This is a genomic window from Halomonas sp. OfavH-34-E (assembly GCF_024124525.1).
Lineage (GTDB): Bacteria > Pseudomonadota > Gammaproteobacteria > Pseudomonadales > Halomonadaceae > Halomonas > Halomonas litopenaei.
On the sequence record NZ_JAMXRY010000036.1, the window covers coordinates 41,954 to 57,957 of the forward strand.

Genomic DNA, 16,004 nt, shown 5'->3' on the forward strand with positions numbered 1-16,004 from the left:
CCGGGCTCAGTCGCGCATCAGCTGATCGACGGCGTTGACCACATCATCGATGCTGCGCACCGACTTGAAGGCCTCGGGATCGATGCGCCGACCGGTGAACTGCTTGAGTTCGACCACCAGATCGACGGCGTCGATGCTGTCGATGTCGAGGTCTTCGTAAAGACGGGCCTCCAGGGTTACCTCGGCAGGAGAGACTTCGAACAGCTCGACCAGGGTACGTTGCACGTGGGTGAGAATCTGTTCACGGCTGATGGCGGCTTCAGTTGACACGGCGTTCCTCCACCAGTGCTTGCAGCGCCGCCAGGCTGGCGAAGTGGCGGCGAGTATCCTCGGCCTCGGCGTCAAGGGTGACGCCGTATCGCTTCTGCAGCGCCAGGCCCAGTTCGAGGGCATCGATGGAGTCGAGCCCGAGGCCCTCGCCGAACAGCGGCGCATGGTCGTCGATGTCTTCGGGGGTGACATCCTCGAGTTCGAGGGTGTCGATGATCATGTGCTTCAAATCAAGCGACAGCGGTACGCTTTGGTTCATGGTGGAGGCGCTCCAGTTCCCTGTTGAAGTAGTGGCTCAGTTCCCGCGTCAGTTGTCGGGCTTGCTGGCTGGTCGGTTGGTTTGACGCCGGCTCTGGCGGCAGGTCGTCGAGTATGTGCAGGTCCATCTGAACCTTGCGCCGGGGGATGTGATACCAGGGCTCACCCTTGGTCAGGGTGGTGGGCGAGCATTTGATCAGCACCGGGGTGATGGCGCTGCCGGTGCGCAGGGCGATGTTCGCCCCGCCACGGCGAAACTTGATCGGACGACCGGGCGTGGTGCGTGTGCCCTCGGGAAACAGGATCAACGAATTGCCCCGGGCAAGGCTGTCCCGCGCGGCCTCGAGCAGTGCCTGGGGATCGCGGTTGGTGATATAGCCGGCGACACCGATCGGCCCGCGGGTGAAGGGGTTGGTGGCGAGCCGGCCCTTGACGATGCAGTCGGCGTTGGGGGTATAGGCCAGCAGGAACACCACATCGATCAACGACGGATGGTTGGCCAGAATCAAACGGCCGCCACGGGCGAGTCGCCCACGACCTTCCAGGCGATAGTCGAGTACCCCGAGGCCCTTCATCAGCGCAATGAAGGCGCGAAAGACCCGCTGGATCAGACGCCTGGCCAGGCGTTGGCGACGCACCGGGTCGCGCATCCCCAGTTGCAGCAGTGGTGCCACCACCAGGCCGATGATCAAGCCGCCAATGCCGAAGGCAGTGAAGGACAGGAAGGTGCCGATGCCGCGCCGCCACTGGTCCAGCGTCATGCTTCCTCCAGGCGCCAGCCCGGGGCGGCGGCGAGACGTGGACTGCAGCCACCAAGCCAGTCGATGACGTCGAGCGGCGTCGGTGCCGCCCCTGGCGTGGCGTCCTCGGCTACCAGCGCCCGGCCCTGGGTCAGTGACAGTCGCAGGCCCACCGCGCAGGCGTGCCCCGGGTGCGGCGTGCAGTCGATATAGTCGCCGGGAAGCGTCCCTTCGCTGAACACAATGACCACCGCTTCATGGCCCTCGGCCAGGTAGCCACGGGCTTCCCACAGCAAGGCGTTGAACTCGTTGCCGCTGGCGCCGAGCGCCTGTAGAGGGCGGTAGTGATGGTTGGCGATGGCGTGGACGCCCAGGGTGGCGTTGTGCACTGACATCGAAAACCGAGTAGGCGAGAGCGGTTCCTGATTCGCCAGAGCCTTCAGCATCGACAGAGTAAAGTTGGCGTCGCCGTGGCGGGATGCGTGGATCAAGGGACAACGCGCCTCGGGATCGAGCCCTGCAAGAATATCGCAGGTGGCCCGACCGGCATTGTCCAGTCGGCGTCGTAGCATGGCCGGTAGCGAGACTCCCGGCTTGTCTGAGGGCAGTAGTCGGGCATCCTTCGTCGCGTTTTCTTCGCGGAGAGGATCCCAACCAAGCCATTCACTTAGGCGTAGTTGTTCCATGCTTAAAATCCGCCTGAGCGAAAAGGTAAATTTTACCGCTAAATCTGCACCTATCCAAGCACGTTAATTATCAGTATTACGTCGAAAAAGGGGTGTTTGGTCGCGTTTTTTTCTGATTGGCGCACATGTCGATAGGCGCGCGGTGTAAGCAAGGTTGGGCTCGATAAGGCCTTTCAAGGAAAGTTGCTCCGGAAAGTACCGAGATCAGACACCAAAGCCACATCAAACAGGGCATAAAGCCACATCAAACAGGGCATTAAGATGCGACATATGTGGGGCGACATGGTGGCGTGTTTCATTGCTGTCCAGATCACTGCGGTTGCATGTGGTACAGGAGGCCTCGGTGGAAGTCCGTCGGCGCTATTCGGGGTGCGAGCTGCTGCAAAGGCACAACCTGACTTTCTTGTCGAACCAGAATGGGCCACCGAGGCGGCCCGTTTTTGTCCGTGTACGTCAATGCCGAGCGAGTGGCCGGGCATCGGCGCAGCGAGGCTGACGGCTCGTGCCTGATCAGGGCGTCGCCTTCTGGGCGATGGCCTGGCGATAGCTTTCAAGCGTCAGCTGATTGCTGGTCGCCCAATCGCTGTCGACCACCATCTGCATGCGATCCTTCAAGTGGGCGTGGATCGGTTCCAGCTGTCGTGCGTCGGAAAAGGTGAACTCGGTCTCGATATCGGTGTTCAGGGCGATAGCCCAGAAGCCCGGCTTGACCCAGGTCCAGAAGCGGGTCACACCGATATCCACGGTGGTCACGTCGTCGCTGGCGTCGGCGCTGTTGACTACATTCCAGCCTGCGTCCTCGAAGCCTTCGCTGGCGTAGACGCGCACCAGCTCCGTGATGGTCTTGTCTTCCGGCAGCAGCACGTCCCCGAGCGCCTTGCCGTAGCCATTGCGCTTGCGTCCGATGGCCCGGGACTTGAGCTCGTCCGTTGCCGCCTCGGCGCCTTCGAACCCCAGCGACGGAATGTCGGCGGAGCGAGGAGCTTCCTCGAACTGCCGCTGATCGGTGACGTTGCGTATGTACAGGCTGGGGCCCGGATTTGCCTGAGTTACCGTCGCGGTGTCGGGCGCTTGTACGTCCACGGTGCTGCGGCTGGTGGCGCATCCCTGCAGAAGGGCGGCCGCCATGATGATGGCGGCCAGCATGATCTTTTTCATCTAGGTTCCCTGAGTCTCTTGATATCTATTGAAATTTTCGTTGGCAGCATAGCGATCTGTGCCGAAGCGAAAAATATCAGGACTGGCTAAAAAAATGCAGCGGACTCAGGCCGAAGCCGGCTCGTAAGACAACGTAATGCAGGTGTGTGATTGTAATTATCTAAGTTTTGTTAATATCTTGTACATGTTTTATGTATTTGATTTATAGGTTTTTTTGGTCTTAGGTAGGTGGTGGGTGCTGTTGCAGGGTTTGTGAGAGGTATCTCGATTGCCTATAAGGGAGTAGCCCATTCGGCGGAGCGCCTGGCTACAGGTGCCAGCCCGACCGATGACAGTCCACGCCTGGTGGCGTGGAAGGCTCATTTCCCGAGCAAACAACGGAGTGTTTGTCATGGCGAAGAATCCGTACACCCAACCGAATCGAGACGAGGCTCATGACACTGAGCGTCGTACCGACGCCAACAGCAAGTCCGACAATCTCGAGACCTACCGCAGTGATGCGACCGGGCATGACCTGCGTACCAACCAGGGCACCCGGATCGCGGACAACCACAATTCGCTGAAGGCCGGCGAGCGCGGCCCGACGCTGATGGAAGACTTCATCTTCCGCGAGAAGATGAATCACTTCGATCACGAGCGCATTCCCGAGCGTATCGTCCATGCCCGCGGTGCGGCGGCCCACGGCTACTTTCAGCCCTATGAGGCGGCGGCAAGGTACTCCAAGGCGGGACTGTTTCAGGATACCGGCAAGAAGACGCCGGTATTCGTGCGCTTTTCCACCGTGCAGGGCGGCCGCGGCTCCAATGACACCGTGCGCGACGTGCGCGGCTTTGCCACCAAGTTCTACACCGATGAGGGTAACTGGGACCTGGTGGGCAACAACATGCCGGTGTTCTTCATTCAGGACGCGATGAAGTTTCCCGACCTCGTGCACGCGGTGAAGCCCGAGCCCCACAACGAGATTCCCCAGGGACAGTCGGCCCACGACACCTTCTGGGACTTCGTCTCGCTGATGCCCGAGAGCGCCCATATGGTGCTGTGGACCATGTCCGACCGGGCCTTCCCGCGGCACTACCGCTATATGGAAGGCTTCGGCGTCCACACCTTCCGGCTGATCGATCGACAAGGCAAGGCCCGCTTCGTCAAGTTCCACTGGAAGCCGCTGGCGGGCACCCACTCGCTGATCTGGGACGAGGCCCAGAAGCTGTGGGGTCGTGATCCGGACTTCAACCGCCGCGAGATGTGGGGAGACATCGAGAATGGCGATGCCCTGGAGTGGGAGCTCGGCATTCAGGTGGTCGAGGAAGAAGACGAGTATGCCTTCGACTTCGATATCCTCGATCCGACCAAGCTGATTCCCGAGGAGCAGGTGCCGGTGACTCCCATCGGCAAAATGGTGCTGGATCGCAACCCGGACAACTACTTTGCCGAGACCGAGCAGGTCGCCTTCAACCCCGGCAATGTAGTGCCCGGCATCGACTTCAGCAACGATCCGCTGCTTCAGGGGCGCCTGTTCTCTTATCTGGATACCCAGATGCTGCGCCTGGGTGGCCCGAACTTCCATGAGATCCCGATCAACCAGCCGGTGTGCCCGTTCCACAATCACCAGCGCGACGCTCCGCACCGTCAGACCATCAACAAGGGCCAGGTTTCCTACGAACCCAACTCGATCGAGGATGGCTGGCCCCGGGAGACCCCGCCGGCGGAAGAAAACGGCGGTTTCGAGAGCTATCAGGAGCGCATCGATGCCCACAAGGTCAGGGCGCGCAGCGAGTCCTTCGGCGACCACTACTCCCAGGCCAGGTTGTTCTGGCATAGCCAGAGTGACGTCGAGAAAGAGCACATCATCGCCGCTTACGCCTTCGAGTTGTCCAAGGTCGAGCGTCCGTGGATCCGTGAGCGGGTGATCAAGGAGATCCTGCCCAATATCGACATGGAGCTCGCGCGCCGAGTAGGCGAGGTGCATGGTGTCAAGCCGCCGGAGCATCCGCCGGCACCCTCGGAAGAGTTGGGCACCACGTCGCTGGACGCCTCCTCGGCGCTTAGTTTGATGCATCGCGGTCAGCCGGATATTCGCTATCGCAAGGTGGCGATCCTGGCCACCGACGGGGTCGACGGTGACCAGGTGGAAGCGCTGCAGAAGCGCCTGGAAGCCGAGGGGGCCCAGGGGCTCATCATCGCGCCGTCGATGGCGCCGGTGGCGACCGTTCAAGGCGGCACCCTGACCCCGGATGCCATGCTCAACGGACTGCCGTCGGTGACTCTGGACGCCGTGGCGGTGGCCCCTGGCGATGACAGTGTCAAGGCGCTGGCGGGTTCCGGCCTGGGGCTTTACTACGTGCAGGAGGCCTACAAGCACCTCAAGCCGATCGCTGCACTCGGCGACGGTGCCAATGTGCTGCAGGCGGCTGGCATCGAGGTGCCGGAAGACGGCGTGTTCTCGGCGCAGACCGTGGACGATCTCTACGCCGATTTCCAGGAGGCGATTCGTGGCCACCGGGTCTGGTCGCGCGACGCCAAGGCCAACGACATGCCGGCCTGAGGTCCGGCGATGGCAGACCCCTTTGAACAGGCGGTCAGCACAGCAGCCCCCGAGGAGACTCGGGGGCTTTTTTTGGGTTCATCGCATTTTGCCGGGAAATGCGGCGCGGATCTTCAGGAAGAAGTACGCCGTGTCGCGTTATCCATAGGCCATCCGCCGATCGGACCTGATCCACGGCTTGCTGTTGGGGCTATTGGCCGGTCTTACCCATGCCCTGTATTCGTGGACGGCACGCCGCCTCATGCAGCGGGGCATCGCTCCCCGGGCCGCCATGAGGGCCACCTTTGACCACCTTTGGATTGGGTGGCCTGATCTGAAACCTGTCCTCATGGTCGCCGAGGCCTTATGACTCCCAGACTTGCCAGCTGAGCCGAAACCAATCACTATTCGGCTCGCAATGTGAGTCGAATGCCGTTGTCATTCGGCTCCTCCGCCTTCTTGGAGGCCTGGCATGACCGATCACGCCTCGACATGGATCTGGCAGCATCCTGACTGGCCGAACTTCACCTGGCACGCGGCCGAGATTCAGCCGCGGGTCCAGGCATGCTGGAGGGATCTCGGCATCTTGCTGGGACGCTCGTGGGCTCTAACATCCGCGGATGACCAGGACGCTGAGGCAAGAGCCGCCCTGGATACGCTACTGCAGAGCATCGTTACCTCTTCGGCCATCGAGGGAGAGCGTCTGAACGTGGCGTCAGTTCGCTCTTCCTTGGCCCGACGCCTTGGTGTGGAGGAGCCGGAGGGGGCTACCTCACCACGTGCTGAAGGCCTGGCGGAGTTGATGCTGGATGCCACCTTCAAGCCTGACACGCCGCTGGACACCACCAGGCTGTTTCAGTGGCATCGGTGGTTGTTTCCCGATGCTGACGCGGGGCTTACGACGTTAAGGCCCGGGCAGTGGCGCGGAGTGGAGCCCATGCAGGTGGTCTCGGGTCGCCTCGATCGACCCAAGGTGCATTTCGAAGCGCCGCCGCGAGAGGGGTTGGAACATGAGGTTGATCAGTTCCTCACTTGGTTCGCGTCCAGCCGTCATGACCCCGAGTTGGATCCCCTGGTTCGAGCGGGCCTGGCACACTTCTGGTTTGTGACACTGCATCCATTTGAAGACGGCAATGGTCGGATTGCCCGGGCAATCGCCGATCGCGCCTTGGCGCAGGCGGATCAGCAGAGTATCTGCCTGTATGCCATGTCGGCTGCCATCCTGGAGCGCCGCGCTGACTATTATCGGCGCCTGGAAGCGAACCAGTGTGGCACGCCTGACCTGACGACCTGGCTTGTCTGGTTCCTGGAGACGCTGGATGCCACCTTGTTGGATGTCCTGGGGAAGGTCGATAGGACGTTGGCCAAGGCCCGTTTCTGGCAGCACTTCAGGGCGGCCGGCCTGTTGCCTGAGCAGGTGACGGTGTTGAACCGCCTGCTGGATGGCGGTGAGAGAGGCTTCGAACACGGCATCAGTGCGTCGCAGTACCAGAAAGCCGCCAAGGTCAGTAAGGCAACTGCCACCCGTCATCTCGCAGGACTGGTCGAGAAGGGGTGCTTGGTGAAGCTTCCAGGAGGTGGCCGCAGCACGCGCTATCAGGTACCGGAACGGTTTCATCAGGACAGCGGGGAGTAGGTGTCCGCCGTGATGACACGAGGAGAAGGAGTGCCGAGCCATACTGCTGAGCCCCGCGGTTGCGGGGAACGGTAGGACGGGGTGCCGCCCTCTCGACCTCGGTAAGGCACGTTGCCGACAGCTAGCTTGGCCTTTCCCCAATAGCGATAATAACTCGTTGAGACCGCTACATTTTTTTTCTTCGACTCCGCTCAAGCGGACCTCTGGTGACCCTGCGTTCAAGCACCAGCCGGTGTAAGCGTCACCTGAATGAAAGGTGCAGGAGTAAAGACGGTTCCCTCCAGCTAAATAAATTGCCTGAAGTGCGCATCATTGCCCGAGCTGATATCGACCTTGGTTGAGTCATCAGGAGATGTCTTGCAAGAGATGTCGGCGATGACGTACTGATCGGTGAGACGTTGTTTTTTCTACCACCGCCACTTTCACGAAGTTGGCGGTTTTTTGTTGCTTTTTCCGTTAGTTACTTATTCAAGTGACTCACTATGTGGTGGATTGGTTGACTATTTGACCGTGTATGGGGCCTTGCCTTGAATGGGATGAATCAAGGAGGCGCCATGGATGAACTGATTCCCCCCAAAGACCGCTCCGGCACCCAGACCCTGAGTCGAGGGCTCGAAGTGCTGCAGTGCGTCGGGCGTGGTATTTCCACGATCAAGGCGCTGTCCCAGGCGATGCAGCTCCCCCGCAGTACGGTGGCCCGCTCCCTGTCCTGCCTGGTCAGAGACGGCTACCTGCACAAGGTGCCCTACAAGGGCTACTACCTCGGGGCGAAGTTGATCGAGTTGGGCGAACGGGCGGCGGAGCAGCAGCCCCTGGTCGATATTGCCAGGCCGTACCTTGAGGCGCTGGCCGAACAGACGCGGGATACCGTGCACTTCGGGGTGCTCGACGGTGGTGATGTGCTCTACCTGTGCAAGTTGCCGGGCAAGCGGACTCTTGAGATGCGCTCGCGCACCGGAGGGCGCATGCCGGCGCTGGCCACTGCCCTGGGCAAGGCAATGCTGGCATCGAAGGATCCCTCCAGCTGGCCCGCCTACTATGCCGCCGTGCAGCGGGTATCCAGGCCTCGCGAGGATGCTCCTGCACTCAAGTCATTCGCGGAGGTCCGTCGCGATCTAAAGGAAGCCGACGTGCGCGGCTGGAGCTTCGACTGGGAAGAAAACGAGTACGGCATCCGCTGTGTCTCGGCACCGGTCAAGAATCATGTCGATAACGCCGTGGCCGCCGTCAGTGTCACCAGTGTCATTAGCTTTATGCCGAGAGACCGCATGGCAGCCTTGGGCCCCCAGGTCAAACGCACCGCCGACACCATCTCGCGAGCTCTTCGAGGTGAAAGTTAGCAAGCAGCATCGCGTCCAGGCGCGATCGCGCGTGACGCTCAGTGCCTGGCAGCCACCACCCACACCGGAGCGTGAGATGGACGTATTGGTCGATACCGGCCCCTGCAGCGCCGGGGATGACATGAATGGACCACTGATGATGCTGGCATCAGCTGTCTCTGACGATGTCAGAGAGGCCGTTCCGCCTGTGGACAGTGGTTGCCTGGGATCTTGAAAAGGACACCTGCCATGAACATTGTCTTCTCCGATCTGGATCACGCCGATCATGACATCGAGCGGGACATCCTGGCTTCCGCCGGATTCGACGCACCGATGCTGGCCTGTCGCAGCGAGCAGGATCTGGTCGATCAGCTTACTGACGTGGACATCGCGCTCAACCAGTACGCCCCCTTCACCCGTCGGGTGCTCGAGGCACTGCCACGACTCAAGCTGATCGTGCGCTACGGTGTCGGCGTCAATAACGTGGACCTCGAGGCGGCCACCGACGCCGGGGTGCAGGTATGCAACGTACCCGACTACGGCATGAACGAGGTCTCCGACCATGCCCTGGCGCTGACGCTGGCGCTCACGCGCAAGCTGGTGCCGATGAACCTTGCCTGTCACCAGGGTCGCTGGGACTACGTCGAGGCCATTCCATTGCGGCGGCAGTCGACTCAGACGGTGGGTCTGATCGGCCTGGGGCGGATCGGTCGACTGTACGCTCGGAAAGTCGACGCCCTCGGTTTCCGCGTCATCGGCTACGACGCCTTCTACCGCCCCAGTGCCGAGGATGGCACCGACTATATCGAAGCCGTCGAACTCGATTCGCTCTACGGACGGGCCGACGTGGTGGCGGTGTTCTGCCCGCTGACGGAGGACACCCGTCACCTGATCGACGCAGGGACACTGGCCGCGATGAAGCCCGGGGTCTTGCTGGTCAACACCTCACGAGGCGGGATCATCGACGAGGTGGCACTGGCCGAGGCGCTCGCCTCCGGTCACGTCGCCGGAGCAGGACTCGACACCACCGAACGGGAGCCGCTGGAACCCGATAGCCCGTTGTGGGCCCAGCCAAGCTGTCTGATCACACCGCACATGGCCTGGTATTCCGAGGACGCGGCTGCCGAGCTCAAGCGCAAGGTGGCCGAGGAGGCGGTGCGCTTTGCCAGAGGGGAGGCGGTGTACTGGGCCGTCAATCGGCTCGCGTGACGAACCCTCGAGAAGCGGATGCAGGATTGCTGTGACGACGGGCGCCTTGGTGCCCGTGCTCTTCAATGCCAACAACACCAACAAAGGAAGACCTCATGCCAAGACTCTCCAGAATGAAGCTGTCCCTGATCGCCGCGGCACTGGCGATGACCCCGGCGCTGTCCCAGGCCGAAACGCTGCGCATGTCCAGCGTGACCTCGACCTCGGCCAAGGACGCCAGTGTCGAGTTCAAGCGACTGGTTGAAGAGCGGACCGACGGCGAGCTCGAGATCACGCTGTTCCCGGATAACCAGCTAGGCGATGACAGGGTGGTGGTGGAAAGCACCATCTTCGGTGATATCGACATCGGTATCTCCTCGACCAGTCCGATGGCCACGCTGTTTGCGGACCTGTACGTGTTCGATGCTCCCTTCCTGTTTCTGTCGACGGAGGCCACCTACAGTGCCCTGGACGGTGAGGTCGGCGACAAGCTCCTCGAGTCGCTGGAAAGCAAGGGCCTCAAGGGGCTGGCGTTCTGGGAGAACGGTTTTCGCAACTTCACCGACAGCGGCAAGGTGGTGGCCGAGCCGGCAGATCTGGACGGCATGAAGGTGCGGACCATGGAGAATGAGGTCCATCTGGCGGCCTGGCGCGCCTACGGTGCGAATCCGACACCGATGGCCTTCACCGAGCTGTTTACCGCGCTGCAGCAGGGGACCGTGGACGCCCAGGAAAACCCGTTGGGCATCATCGACGGCAATCGCTTCCAGGAAGTGCAGGACCATGTGTCGCTGACCCAGCACGTCTATACGCCTTACCTGGTGTTCATGAACCTCGACAGATACAACGCCCTCGACGACTCCCTGCGTGAGGCGCTCGACGCCACCATCGATGAGATGACGACCTACCAGCGCGAGCGCTCCCAGCAGCTGGAAGGCGAGATCCTCGACAAGTTTGCCGATCAGGGGGTGACGGTGACCGAGATTACCCCGGAGCAGAAGGAACTGTGGCGTGATGCCGCCGTCGAGGCCGACATCTACTCGCTGGTCAAATCGAAGATGGAGCATCCCGAGTACCTCGACGAGCTGTTGAAGCCATGACCCGATGAGGCCAGAAGGCGCCCGCCGCACGCGGGCGCTTCGCTGTAGCCTTGCCGACTTCTGTCATCACCCCGCTGCCAGGGAGAGAGCGGATGAAACTTGTGAGATGGCTCGATGAGTACGCGGAGATCTCGATCTGCGTGGCGCTGATGTCCGCGATGACGCTATTGCTCGCGGTGCAGGTGTTCATGCGATACATCATGGGCGCGTCGCTGTCCTGGTCCGAAGAGCTCGCGCGCTACTTCTTTATCTGGTTGATTTATCTTGGGATCAGCTACGGCGCCCGGGAAATGCGGCATATCAAGATCGACGCGGCACTCAAGCTGTTCCCGCGCTCGGCGCGTCACTGGGTGGTCATCCTGGGGGACCTGCTGTTTCTGGCCTTCGCGCTTTATGTGGTCTGGACCAGCTGGGCGGTCATAGAGCGCCAGCTGATGCTCGGCCAGGCCTCCCCGGCTATCGGTGTTCCCATGTGGGTGGTCTACGCGGCGCCTTTCGTCGGCTTTGCGCTGACCACCCTGCGCCAGGTGCAGAGCATTCGCTGGCGGCTTGCGCATCCCGACGCCGTACACGACAAGGAGGTGTGAGATGACCGCGACGGTATTGTTCTTGAGCCTGGTGGTATTGTTGATCCTGAACGTCCCTGTGGGCATCGCCATCGGTCTGTCCTGTGTGGTGACCATCCTGTCCTTCGGCACCCTGTCAGAGCTCTATGTGGCCCAGACTCTGGTGTCGGCCACCGACAGCTTTCCGATCATGGCCATACCGCTATTTATTCTGGCCGGCGACCTGATGGGGGCCGGCGGCGTGTCGCGGCGGATTCTCGGGGTGGCCTCCGCCTTCTTTGGTCGCTTCACCGGGGGTCTTGCCATCGTCACCGTGGTGGTGTGCATGTTCTTTGCCGCGGTATCGGGCTCGGGCCCGGCCACGGTCGCAGCGGTGGGGTCCATGGTGGTGCCGACCATGCTCGAGGCCGGCTATTCGAAGTCCTTCGTGCTGGCGCTGGTGGCGGCGGCCGGGAGTATCGGCGTGATCATTCCGCCTTCGATCCCGATGGTGCTGTACGGGGTCTCCACCGGCACCTCTATCTCCAACATGTTCCTCGGCGGTGTCCTGCCGGGGCTGTTGATTGGTCTGGTGCTGATCACCTACGCCTACTTCTATTCCCGCAAGATGGGCTGGAAGGGCGATGATACCCCCTTCGATGGGCGCAAGACCCTGTGCCTGGTATGGGAGGCCAAGTGGGCGCTGCTCAATCCGGTAATCATCCTGGGGGGCATCTATGCGGGCATCTTCACTCCCACCGAGGCGGCGGCAGTGGCGGCGGTGTACGCCTTTGTCTGTGGGGTGTTCATCCATCGCGAGCTGTCGCCCCGGGATATCTTCAAGACCATCGCAGGGTCCTGCGCCACCACCGGCACGGTGATGGTGATCCTGGGCTGCGCCTCGACCTTCGCCCGCATCCTGACCATCGAGCAGATCCCGGTGGCGATCGCCGACTTCATGCTGCAGTTCTCGTCGAGCCCTGCGGTGTTGCTGCTGGTCATCCTGGTAATGCTGCTGCTGGTGGGCTGCGTCATGGATACCACACCGGCGATTCTGGTGCTGTCACCGATTCTCTATCCGGTGGCGACCTCCATGGGTATCGATCCAGTGCACTTCGGCATCGTCATGGTGGTCAGCCTGGCCATCGGCTTCATCACGCCACCGCTGGGGATCAATCTGTTCGTGGCCTCGCGCATCGGCAATGCCTCGCTTGGCACCGTGATCAAGGGCATCGTGCCCTTCGTGATCGTGATGATCCTGACCTTGCTGGTGATCGCCTACGTACCGCAGCTGTCGCTGGTATTGCTGTCGGTGTTCAACGGCTAGTCGCCGCTGGCGGGAGATGAAGGAGCAGCCTTGCCCTGGGGCATCTTCAGGCCCAGGGCAAGGTGCTGTCTGGAGCCTCAGCGGTCCAGATAGTTGCGATAGATACGCGCCATGCGCTTGCGGTCGCGGTAGCCCCTGAGTTGTTGCGTTTCCAGGTGGTGGGGGCGCGCCTGTCCGTTGTCGTCGAACACAAAGGAGCGGCTGGCCCCCATGATGCCGGGGGCGGAGCTGTAGATGTACAGGACCAGCAACTCGAGCACGTAGTCGCTGTCTTCACCCTCACACAGGGTGTTGTCTTCGTCCTCGATGTCGGCGGCGCGTGCCCGGCGCACCAGACTATCGATTTCGCCGGCATCCAGGTGAGCGTTGGATGGCAGCGGACCCTGCAGCGTCCCCCTGGCGATGGAGGTGGGGGTATCGCCGTTTTCGTCGGTATCCACCTCCGACACGGTGCAGCGGCGTATTCCGCACTTCTCGTGCAGCCACACCTGGACGGTCTCGATATGGATGCCCTCGGCGCTCATGTTGCTGATCAGGCAGCGGCCCTGGGTGGACAAGCCCATCACCTGATTGATGACCACCTTGGGGCGCCGCTGGCGACGGAAGCCGGCGTAGAGCAACTGAGCGTAGAAGATCCAGACCGCCAAAGTGCCGAGGCTGGTCATGAATTGCAGAAAGGTACCGTGGCTGGAGATCCATTCCATGGGAGAGGTCCTTGTCGGTTAGGGGAGGGCGAGATCGAATCCGCTAACTCTGCATTGTGTGGCGTGGGCTCGATTGTGCAATAACGAGTGTTAAGTAGGAGTGTATCAGTGACGGCTGAGTTGTACGGCGGGGCGGGTGCCGAGACTCAGGTTTCGATGCCGGTGGTGAACAGCACCAGGCCTGGGTTCGCGTGATCCCCGGCCGGTGTTCCAACCCTCAAGCCCCGCGGCGGACAGCCCATTCAGCAGCAGTCAGATGGAGAGCTTGTTGGCCTTCAGCACCTTGCTTGCCGGTAGCCGGAACATCCCGCGAGCCGGACAGGTACTTCCGGCCCTGGCCCACCAGTTGGTCGATGAAAGGCTTCTGTACGTCCATGTGTTCGGGCCCTGCCATGGTGTTCACTCTTGCTAATTTCCTGGCTGGCACACAGTGCCGCATAGGCAGTCACGTTGTTTCGAATATTGCGAGTTTTGTTTATTTCGAATAACCTGGCAAGCAACGATAGAACACAAGGCGGCAGCCAGCGCTAGCGGGCTGCGTGGAGGCCCAGTCATGAACAGCGCCAGCCAAGATAGCGTGCCCGGCAACTTCGAGCTCACCCGCCTGGCCAGGGCCAGCGCCACCGAGCTCAGTCAGCTGCTTCGCGAGCGGCCCAAGAACGACCGGGCGCATATCAAGCTGGATGGGGCCGACCTGGTGCTCCCCCGCCAAGCGCTGGTGCTGCTGCGTGACCTGCTGACCGAGATGGCCCAGGGCAATGCCGTGACCATCCTTCCCACCCATGCCGAGGTGACGACCCAGGAAGCCGCCAACATGCTCAATGTCTCGCGGCCCCACCTGGTCAAGCTGGTGGAAGAGGGCGCGATTCCCTTTACCCGGGTGGGCACCCATCGCCGAATTCGCCTGCAGGACCTGTTGGCTTACAAGCGCCAGCAGGAGGAGACCTCCGAGGCCGCTCTGCAGGAGTTGGCCGACCAGGCTCAGGAGCTGGACATGGGCTACTGATGCGTTTCGTAGTCGTCTACGACGCCTGCGTGCTCTATCCCGCGCCTCTGCGGGACCTATTGATGCGCTTGGCCACTTCGGGGCTGTTCGCCGCACGCTGGACAGAACAGATCCATGACGAGTGGACGCGCAACCTGCTCAAGAAGCGTCCCGAACTGGCGGAGGCGTTGCCGCGAACCGTCGCACTCATGAATCAAGCGGTGCCGGATTCCCTGGTCACCGGGCATGAGCCGTTGATCCCGGCACTTGAGCTCCCCGACCCTGACGACCGTCACGTGCTGGCTGCGGCCATTTGCGCTGGAGCCCAGTTCATCGTCACCTTCAATCTGAGGGATTTTTCCGCCGATACCCTGGCCGGTTTCGGGATCGAGGCCGTCCATCCCGACACCTTTCTGGAGCAGCAGTTCGAGTCGAATGAGGGGCTAATGGTCAGGACCGCGCGCCGTCACCGCGCCAGCCTGCGCAAGCCGCCGAAAAGTGCCGAGGAGTACCTCAGCACCTTGGCAGCCTGTGGCCTGATCGTGACAGCGGAGCGTCTGCGAGAATTTATCGACGTCCTTTAACGGCTTGTATAACGACCTGGCGTTCCCGATCAGCCAACCATGTCATCAAGGTCAGCTATGGGAGATGTGGGCGAGAGCGTATGCGTAACATCTTTGCTATCCCACAAGATCTCCATTCCTATCCGCCCCCTGCCAACGACTCATCACAGACTCTTCGACCATTTTCGATATATCAACCATGCCCCGACTAAAGAAATCATGCCTAAGGCCATCAACATAGGGTCTACTGAAGCTCCCCATGACCGAGTGCTTTCGCCTCCCCAACTAGAAGTAGGAGAGCTGCCTCCTGGGCTAAATGACTGGGCGATCAGCAAACCCCCTAGCCCGGTAAGCAGCAATATGTGTAGCCGCTTCGAAAGAGCAACCTTTCTTAGCTTGCCCATATTGAGTCTCCCTCATCGGAATTTAAGCGCTTCATGTTTCATCCTCGTGGCTAAAAAAGATAAGTCTAGGATCGGCCGTGATGGGAGGCCTTTTTCTGTGTTGTCTATGACGTGTACGAGTGCTGCCTATATCTTGTCGTCGAAGCTGGCCAAGCGGGGGGTGGTGGCCGAGACACTAGGTGTGGCCAAGCCATTGAGTCGACAAAAACCTCTCTAGAATGGGCTTTCCTCTGTTGTAACCGTGTGACCTTAGCTTCTATTGTTAGGGGAATGTGAAGTTATATAGGAAAAGGAGCACATAGAGAAGAAGGGGTAGGCGGTTTTCCAGGTTACGTGGTCAGAGCCTCGGGAATCTGCATGCTAGAGCGGTTTGCTGTTACCTTGGGCCGTGGTCACGTCTGGGCATTTTTGAGTCACAGCTCCCGAGTGACTAGCTCAGTCGACCATCAAGAGCTGTGCCCCACAAAACGTAGAGTATGGATAATCAGACCAAAAAATTTGTCGGGAGGGCATCAGTAGGGATTCGCTCCTCATGCTGGGGTGCAGGGTGTTCTTCGCGATCCCGCTGGCGACCCTGTTGAAGGCGCTGGTCTATGCCTG

15 protein-coding genes are annotated in these 16,004 nt (G+C 61.0%); 9 read left to right on the top strand and 6 right to left on the bottom strand.

Annotated elements, in window-relative coordinates; translation table 11 throughout:
- Positions 1-6 precede the first annotated feature (6 nt).
- The 5 genes from NH448_RS15695 to NH448_RS15715 form a co-directional block, all read right to left on the bottom strand.
- Positions 7-270: an acyl carrier protein gene (locus tag NH448_RS15695; protein WP_083970492.1), complete on the bottom strand. Its 264-nt coding sequence runs from the start codon at positions 268-270 to the stop codon at positions 7-9.
- A complete protein-coding gene (locus tag NH448_RS15700; RefSeq protein ID WP_045993617.1) occupies positions 260-529 on the bottom strand; it encodes a phosphopantetheine-binding protein in 270 nt (89 codons plus the stop codon). The genes NH448_RS15695 and NH448_RS15700 overlap by 11 nt, the downstream gene beginning before the upstream one ends.
- On the bottom strand, positions 501-1,289 hold the full coding sequence (locus NH448_RS15705; RefSeq protein ID WP_045993616.1) for a lysophospholipid acyltransferase family protein: 789 nt from the start codon (positions 1,287-1,289) through the stop codon (positions 501-503). Before NH448_RS15705 ends, NH448_RS15700 begins: the two co-directional genes overlap by 29 nt.
- Complete coding sequence (locus NH448_RS15710; protein ID WP_045993615.1) at positions 1,286-1,954, bottom strand: beta-ketoacyl synthase chain length factor; 669 nt, start codon at positions 1,952-1,954, stop codon at positions 1,286-1,288. Before NH448_RS15710 ends, NH448_RS15705 begins: the two co-directional genes overlap by 4 nt.
- A 510-nt stretch (positions 1,955-2,464) precedes the next feature.
- On the bottom strand, positions 2,465-3,112 hold the full coding sequence (locus NH448_RS15715) for a hypothetical protein (RefSeq protein WP_045993614.1): 648 nt from the start codon (positions 3,110-3,112) through the stop codon (positions 2,465-2,467).
- 391 nt (positions 3,113-3,503) lie between these two features.
- Here NH448_RS15715 and katE point away from each other — a divergent pair, with 391 nt between their 5' ends.
- The 7 genes from katE (at position 3,504) to NH448_RS15750 (ending at position 12,748) form a co-directional block, all read left to right on the top strand.
- Entirely contained in the window at positions 3,504-5,654 is a 2,151-nt protein-coding gene (katE, locus tag NH448_RS15720; protein ID WP_253028996.1) for a catalase HPII, read from the top strand.
- Between the two features lie 451 nt (positions 5,655-6,105).
- Positions 6,106-7,269, top strand: coding sequence for a Fic family protein (locus NH448_RS15725; RefSeq protein WP_253028997.1), 1,164 nt, complete (start codon positions 6,106-6,108; stop codon positions 7,267-7,269).
- Positions 7,270-7,823: 554 nt separating this feature from the next.
- Positions 7,824-8,609 carry an IclR family transcriptional regulator gene (locus NH448_RS15730; protein ID WP_253028998.1) on the top strand — a complete coding sequence of 262 codons (786 nt, stop codon included), beginning with the start codon at positions 7,824-7,826 and terminating at the stop codon, positions 8,607-8,609.
- A gap of 228 nt (positions 8,610-8,837) precedes the next feature.
- Positions 8,838-9,797 (top strand): C-terminal binding protein, encoded by a 960-nt coding sequence (locus NH448_RS15735; RefSeq protein WP_253028999.1) that lies wholly within the window; start codon positions 8,838-8,840, stop codon positions 9,795-9,797.
- Positions 9,798-9,892: 95 nt separating this feature from the next.
- Positions 9,893-10,876, top strand: coding sequence for a DctP family TRAP transporter solute-binding subunit (locus NH448_RS15740; RefSeq protein ID WP_071211131.1), 984 nt, complete (start codon positions 9,893-9,895; stop codon positions 10,874-10,876).
- 92 nt (positions 10,877-10,968) lie between these two features.
- Positions 10,969-11,463: a TRAP transporter small permease gene (locus NH448_RS15745; RefSeq protein ID WP_045993609.1), complete on the top strand. Its 495-nt coding sequence runs from the start codon at positions 10,969-10,971 to the stop codon at positions 11,461-11,463.
- 1 nt (position 11,464) lies between these two features.
- A complete protein-coding gene (locus NH448_RS15750) occupies positions 11,465-12,748 on the top strand; it encodes a TRAP transporter large permease (RefSeq protein WP_045993608.1) in 1,284 nt (427 codons plus the stop codon).
- Between the two features lie 77 nt (positions 12,749-12,825).
- On the opposite strand, the gene NH448_RS15755 is transcribed toward NH448_RS15750, so the two are convergent.
- Positions 12,826-13,452, bottom strand: coding sequence for a hypothetical protein (locus NH448_RS15755; protein WP_045993607.1), 627 nt, complete (start codon positions 13,450-13,452; stop codon positions 12,826-12,828).
- A gap of 553 nt (positions 13,453-14,005) precedes the next feature.
- On the opposite strand from NH448_RS15755, the gene NH448_RS15760 reads away from it, so the two are divergent.
- Both NH448_RS15760 and NH448_RS15765 read left to right on the top strand, forming a co-directional pair.
- Positions 14,006-14,458 (top strand): helix-turn-helix domain-containing protein, encoded by a 453-nt coding sequence (locus NH448_RS15760; protein WP_045993606.1) that lies wholly within the window; start codon positions 14,006-14,008, stop codon positions 14,456-14,458.
- Positions 14,458-15,021: a PIN domain-containing protein gene (locus tag NH448_RS15765; RefSeq protein ID WP_045993605.1), complete on the top strand. Its 564-nt coding sequence runs from the start codon at positions 14,458-14,460 to the stop codon at positions 15,019-15,021. Before NH448_RS15760 ends, NH448_RS15765 begins: the two co-directional genes overlap by 1 nt.
- The last annotated feature ends 983 nt before the right edge of the window (positions 15,022-16,004 follow it).

Bases quoted from the DNA above. Each gene is read 5' to 3' on its own strand.
- NH448_RS15735 (WP_253028999.1), top strand. From the start codon at position 8,838: ATGAACATTGTCTTCTCCGATCTGGATCACGCCGATCATGACATCGAG.
- NH448_RS15725 (WP_253028997.1), top strand. From the start codon at position 6,106: ATGACCGATCACGCCTCGACATGGATCTGGCAGCATCCTGACTGGCCG.
- NH448_RS15760 (WP_045993606.1), top strand. From the start codon at position 14,006: ATGAACAGCGCCAGCCAAGATAGCGTGCCCGGCAACTTCGAGCTCACC.
- NH448_RS15730 (WP_253028998.1), top strand. From the start codon at position 7,824: ATGGATGAACTGATTCCCCCCAAAGACCGCTCCGGCACCCAGACCCTG.
- NH448_RS15705 (WP_045993616.1), bottom strand. From the start codon at position 1,289: ATGACGCTGGACCAGTGGCGGCGCGGCATCGGCACCTTCCTGTCCTTC.
- NH448_RS15715 (WP_045993614.1), bottom strand. From the start codon at position 3,112: ATGAAAAAGATCATGCTGGCCGCCATCATCATGGCGGCCGCCCTTCTG.
- katE (WP_253028996.1), top strand. From the start codon at position 3,504: ATGGCGAAGAATCCGTACACCCAACCGAATCGAGACGAGGCTCATGAC.
- NH448_RS15755 (WP_045993607.1), bottom strand. From the start codon at position 13,452: ATGGAATGGATCTCCAGCCACGGTACCTTTCTGCAATTCATGACCAGC.
- NH448_RS15745 (WP_045993609.1), top strand. From the start codon at position 10,969: ATGAAACTTGTGAGATGGCTCGATGAGTACGCGGAGATCTCGATCTGC.
- NH448_RS15765 (WP_045993605.1), top strand. From the start codon at position 14,458: ATGCGTTTCGTAGTCGTCTACGACGCCTGCGTGCTCTATCCCGCGCCT.
- NH448_RS15710 (WP_045993615.1), bottom strand. From the start codon at position 1,954: ATGGAACAACTACGCCTAAGTGAATGGCTTGGTTGGGATCCTCTCCGC.
- NH448_RS15700 (WP_045993617.1), bottom strand. From the start codon at position 529: ATGAACCAAAGCGTACCGCTGTCGCTTGATTTGAAGCACATGATCATC.
- NH448_RS15740 (WP_071211131.1), top strand. From the start codon at position 9,893: ATGCCAAGACTCTCCAGAATGAAGCTGTCCCTGATCGCCGCGGCACTG.
- NH448_RS15750 (WP_045993608.1), top strand. From the start codon at position 11,465: ATGACCGCGACGGTATTGTTCTTGAGCCTGGTGGTATTGTTGATCCTG.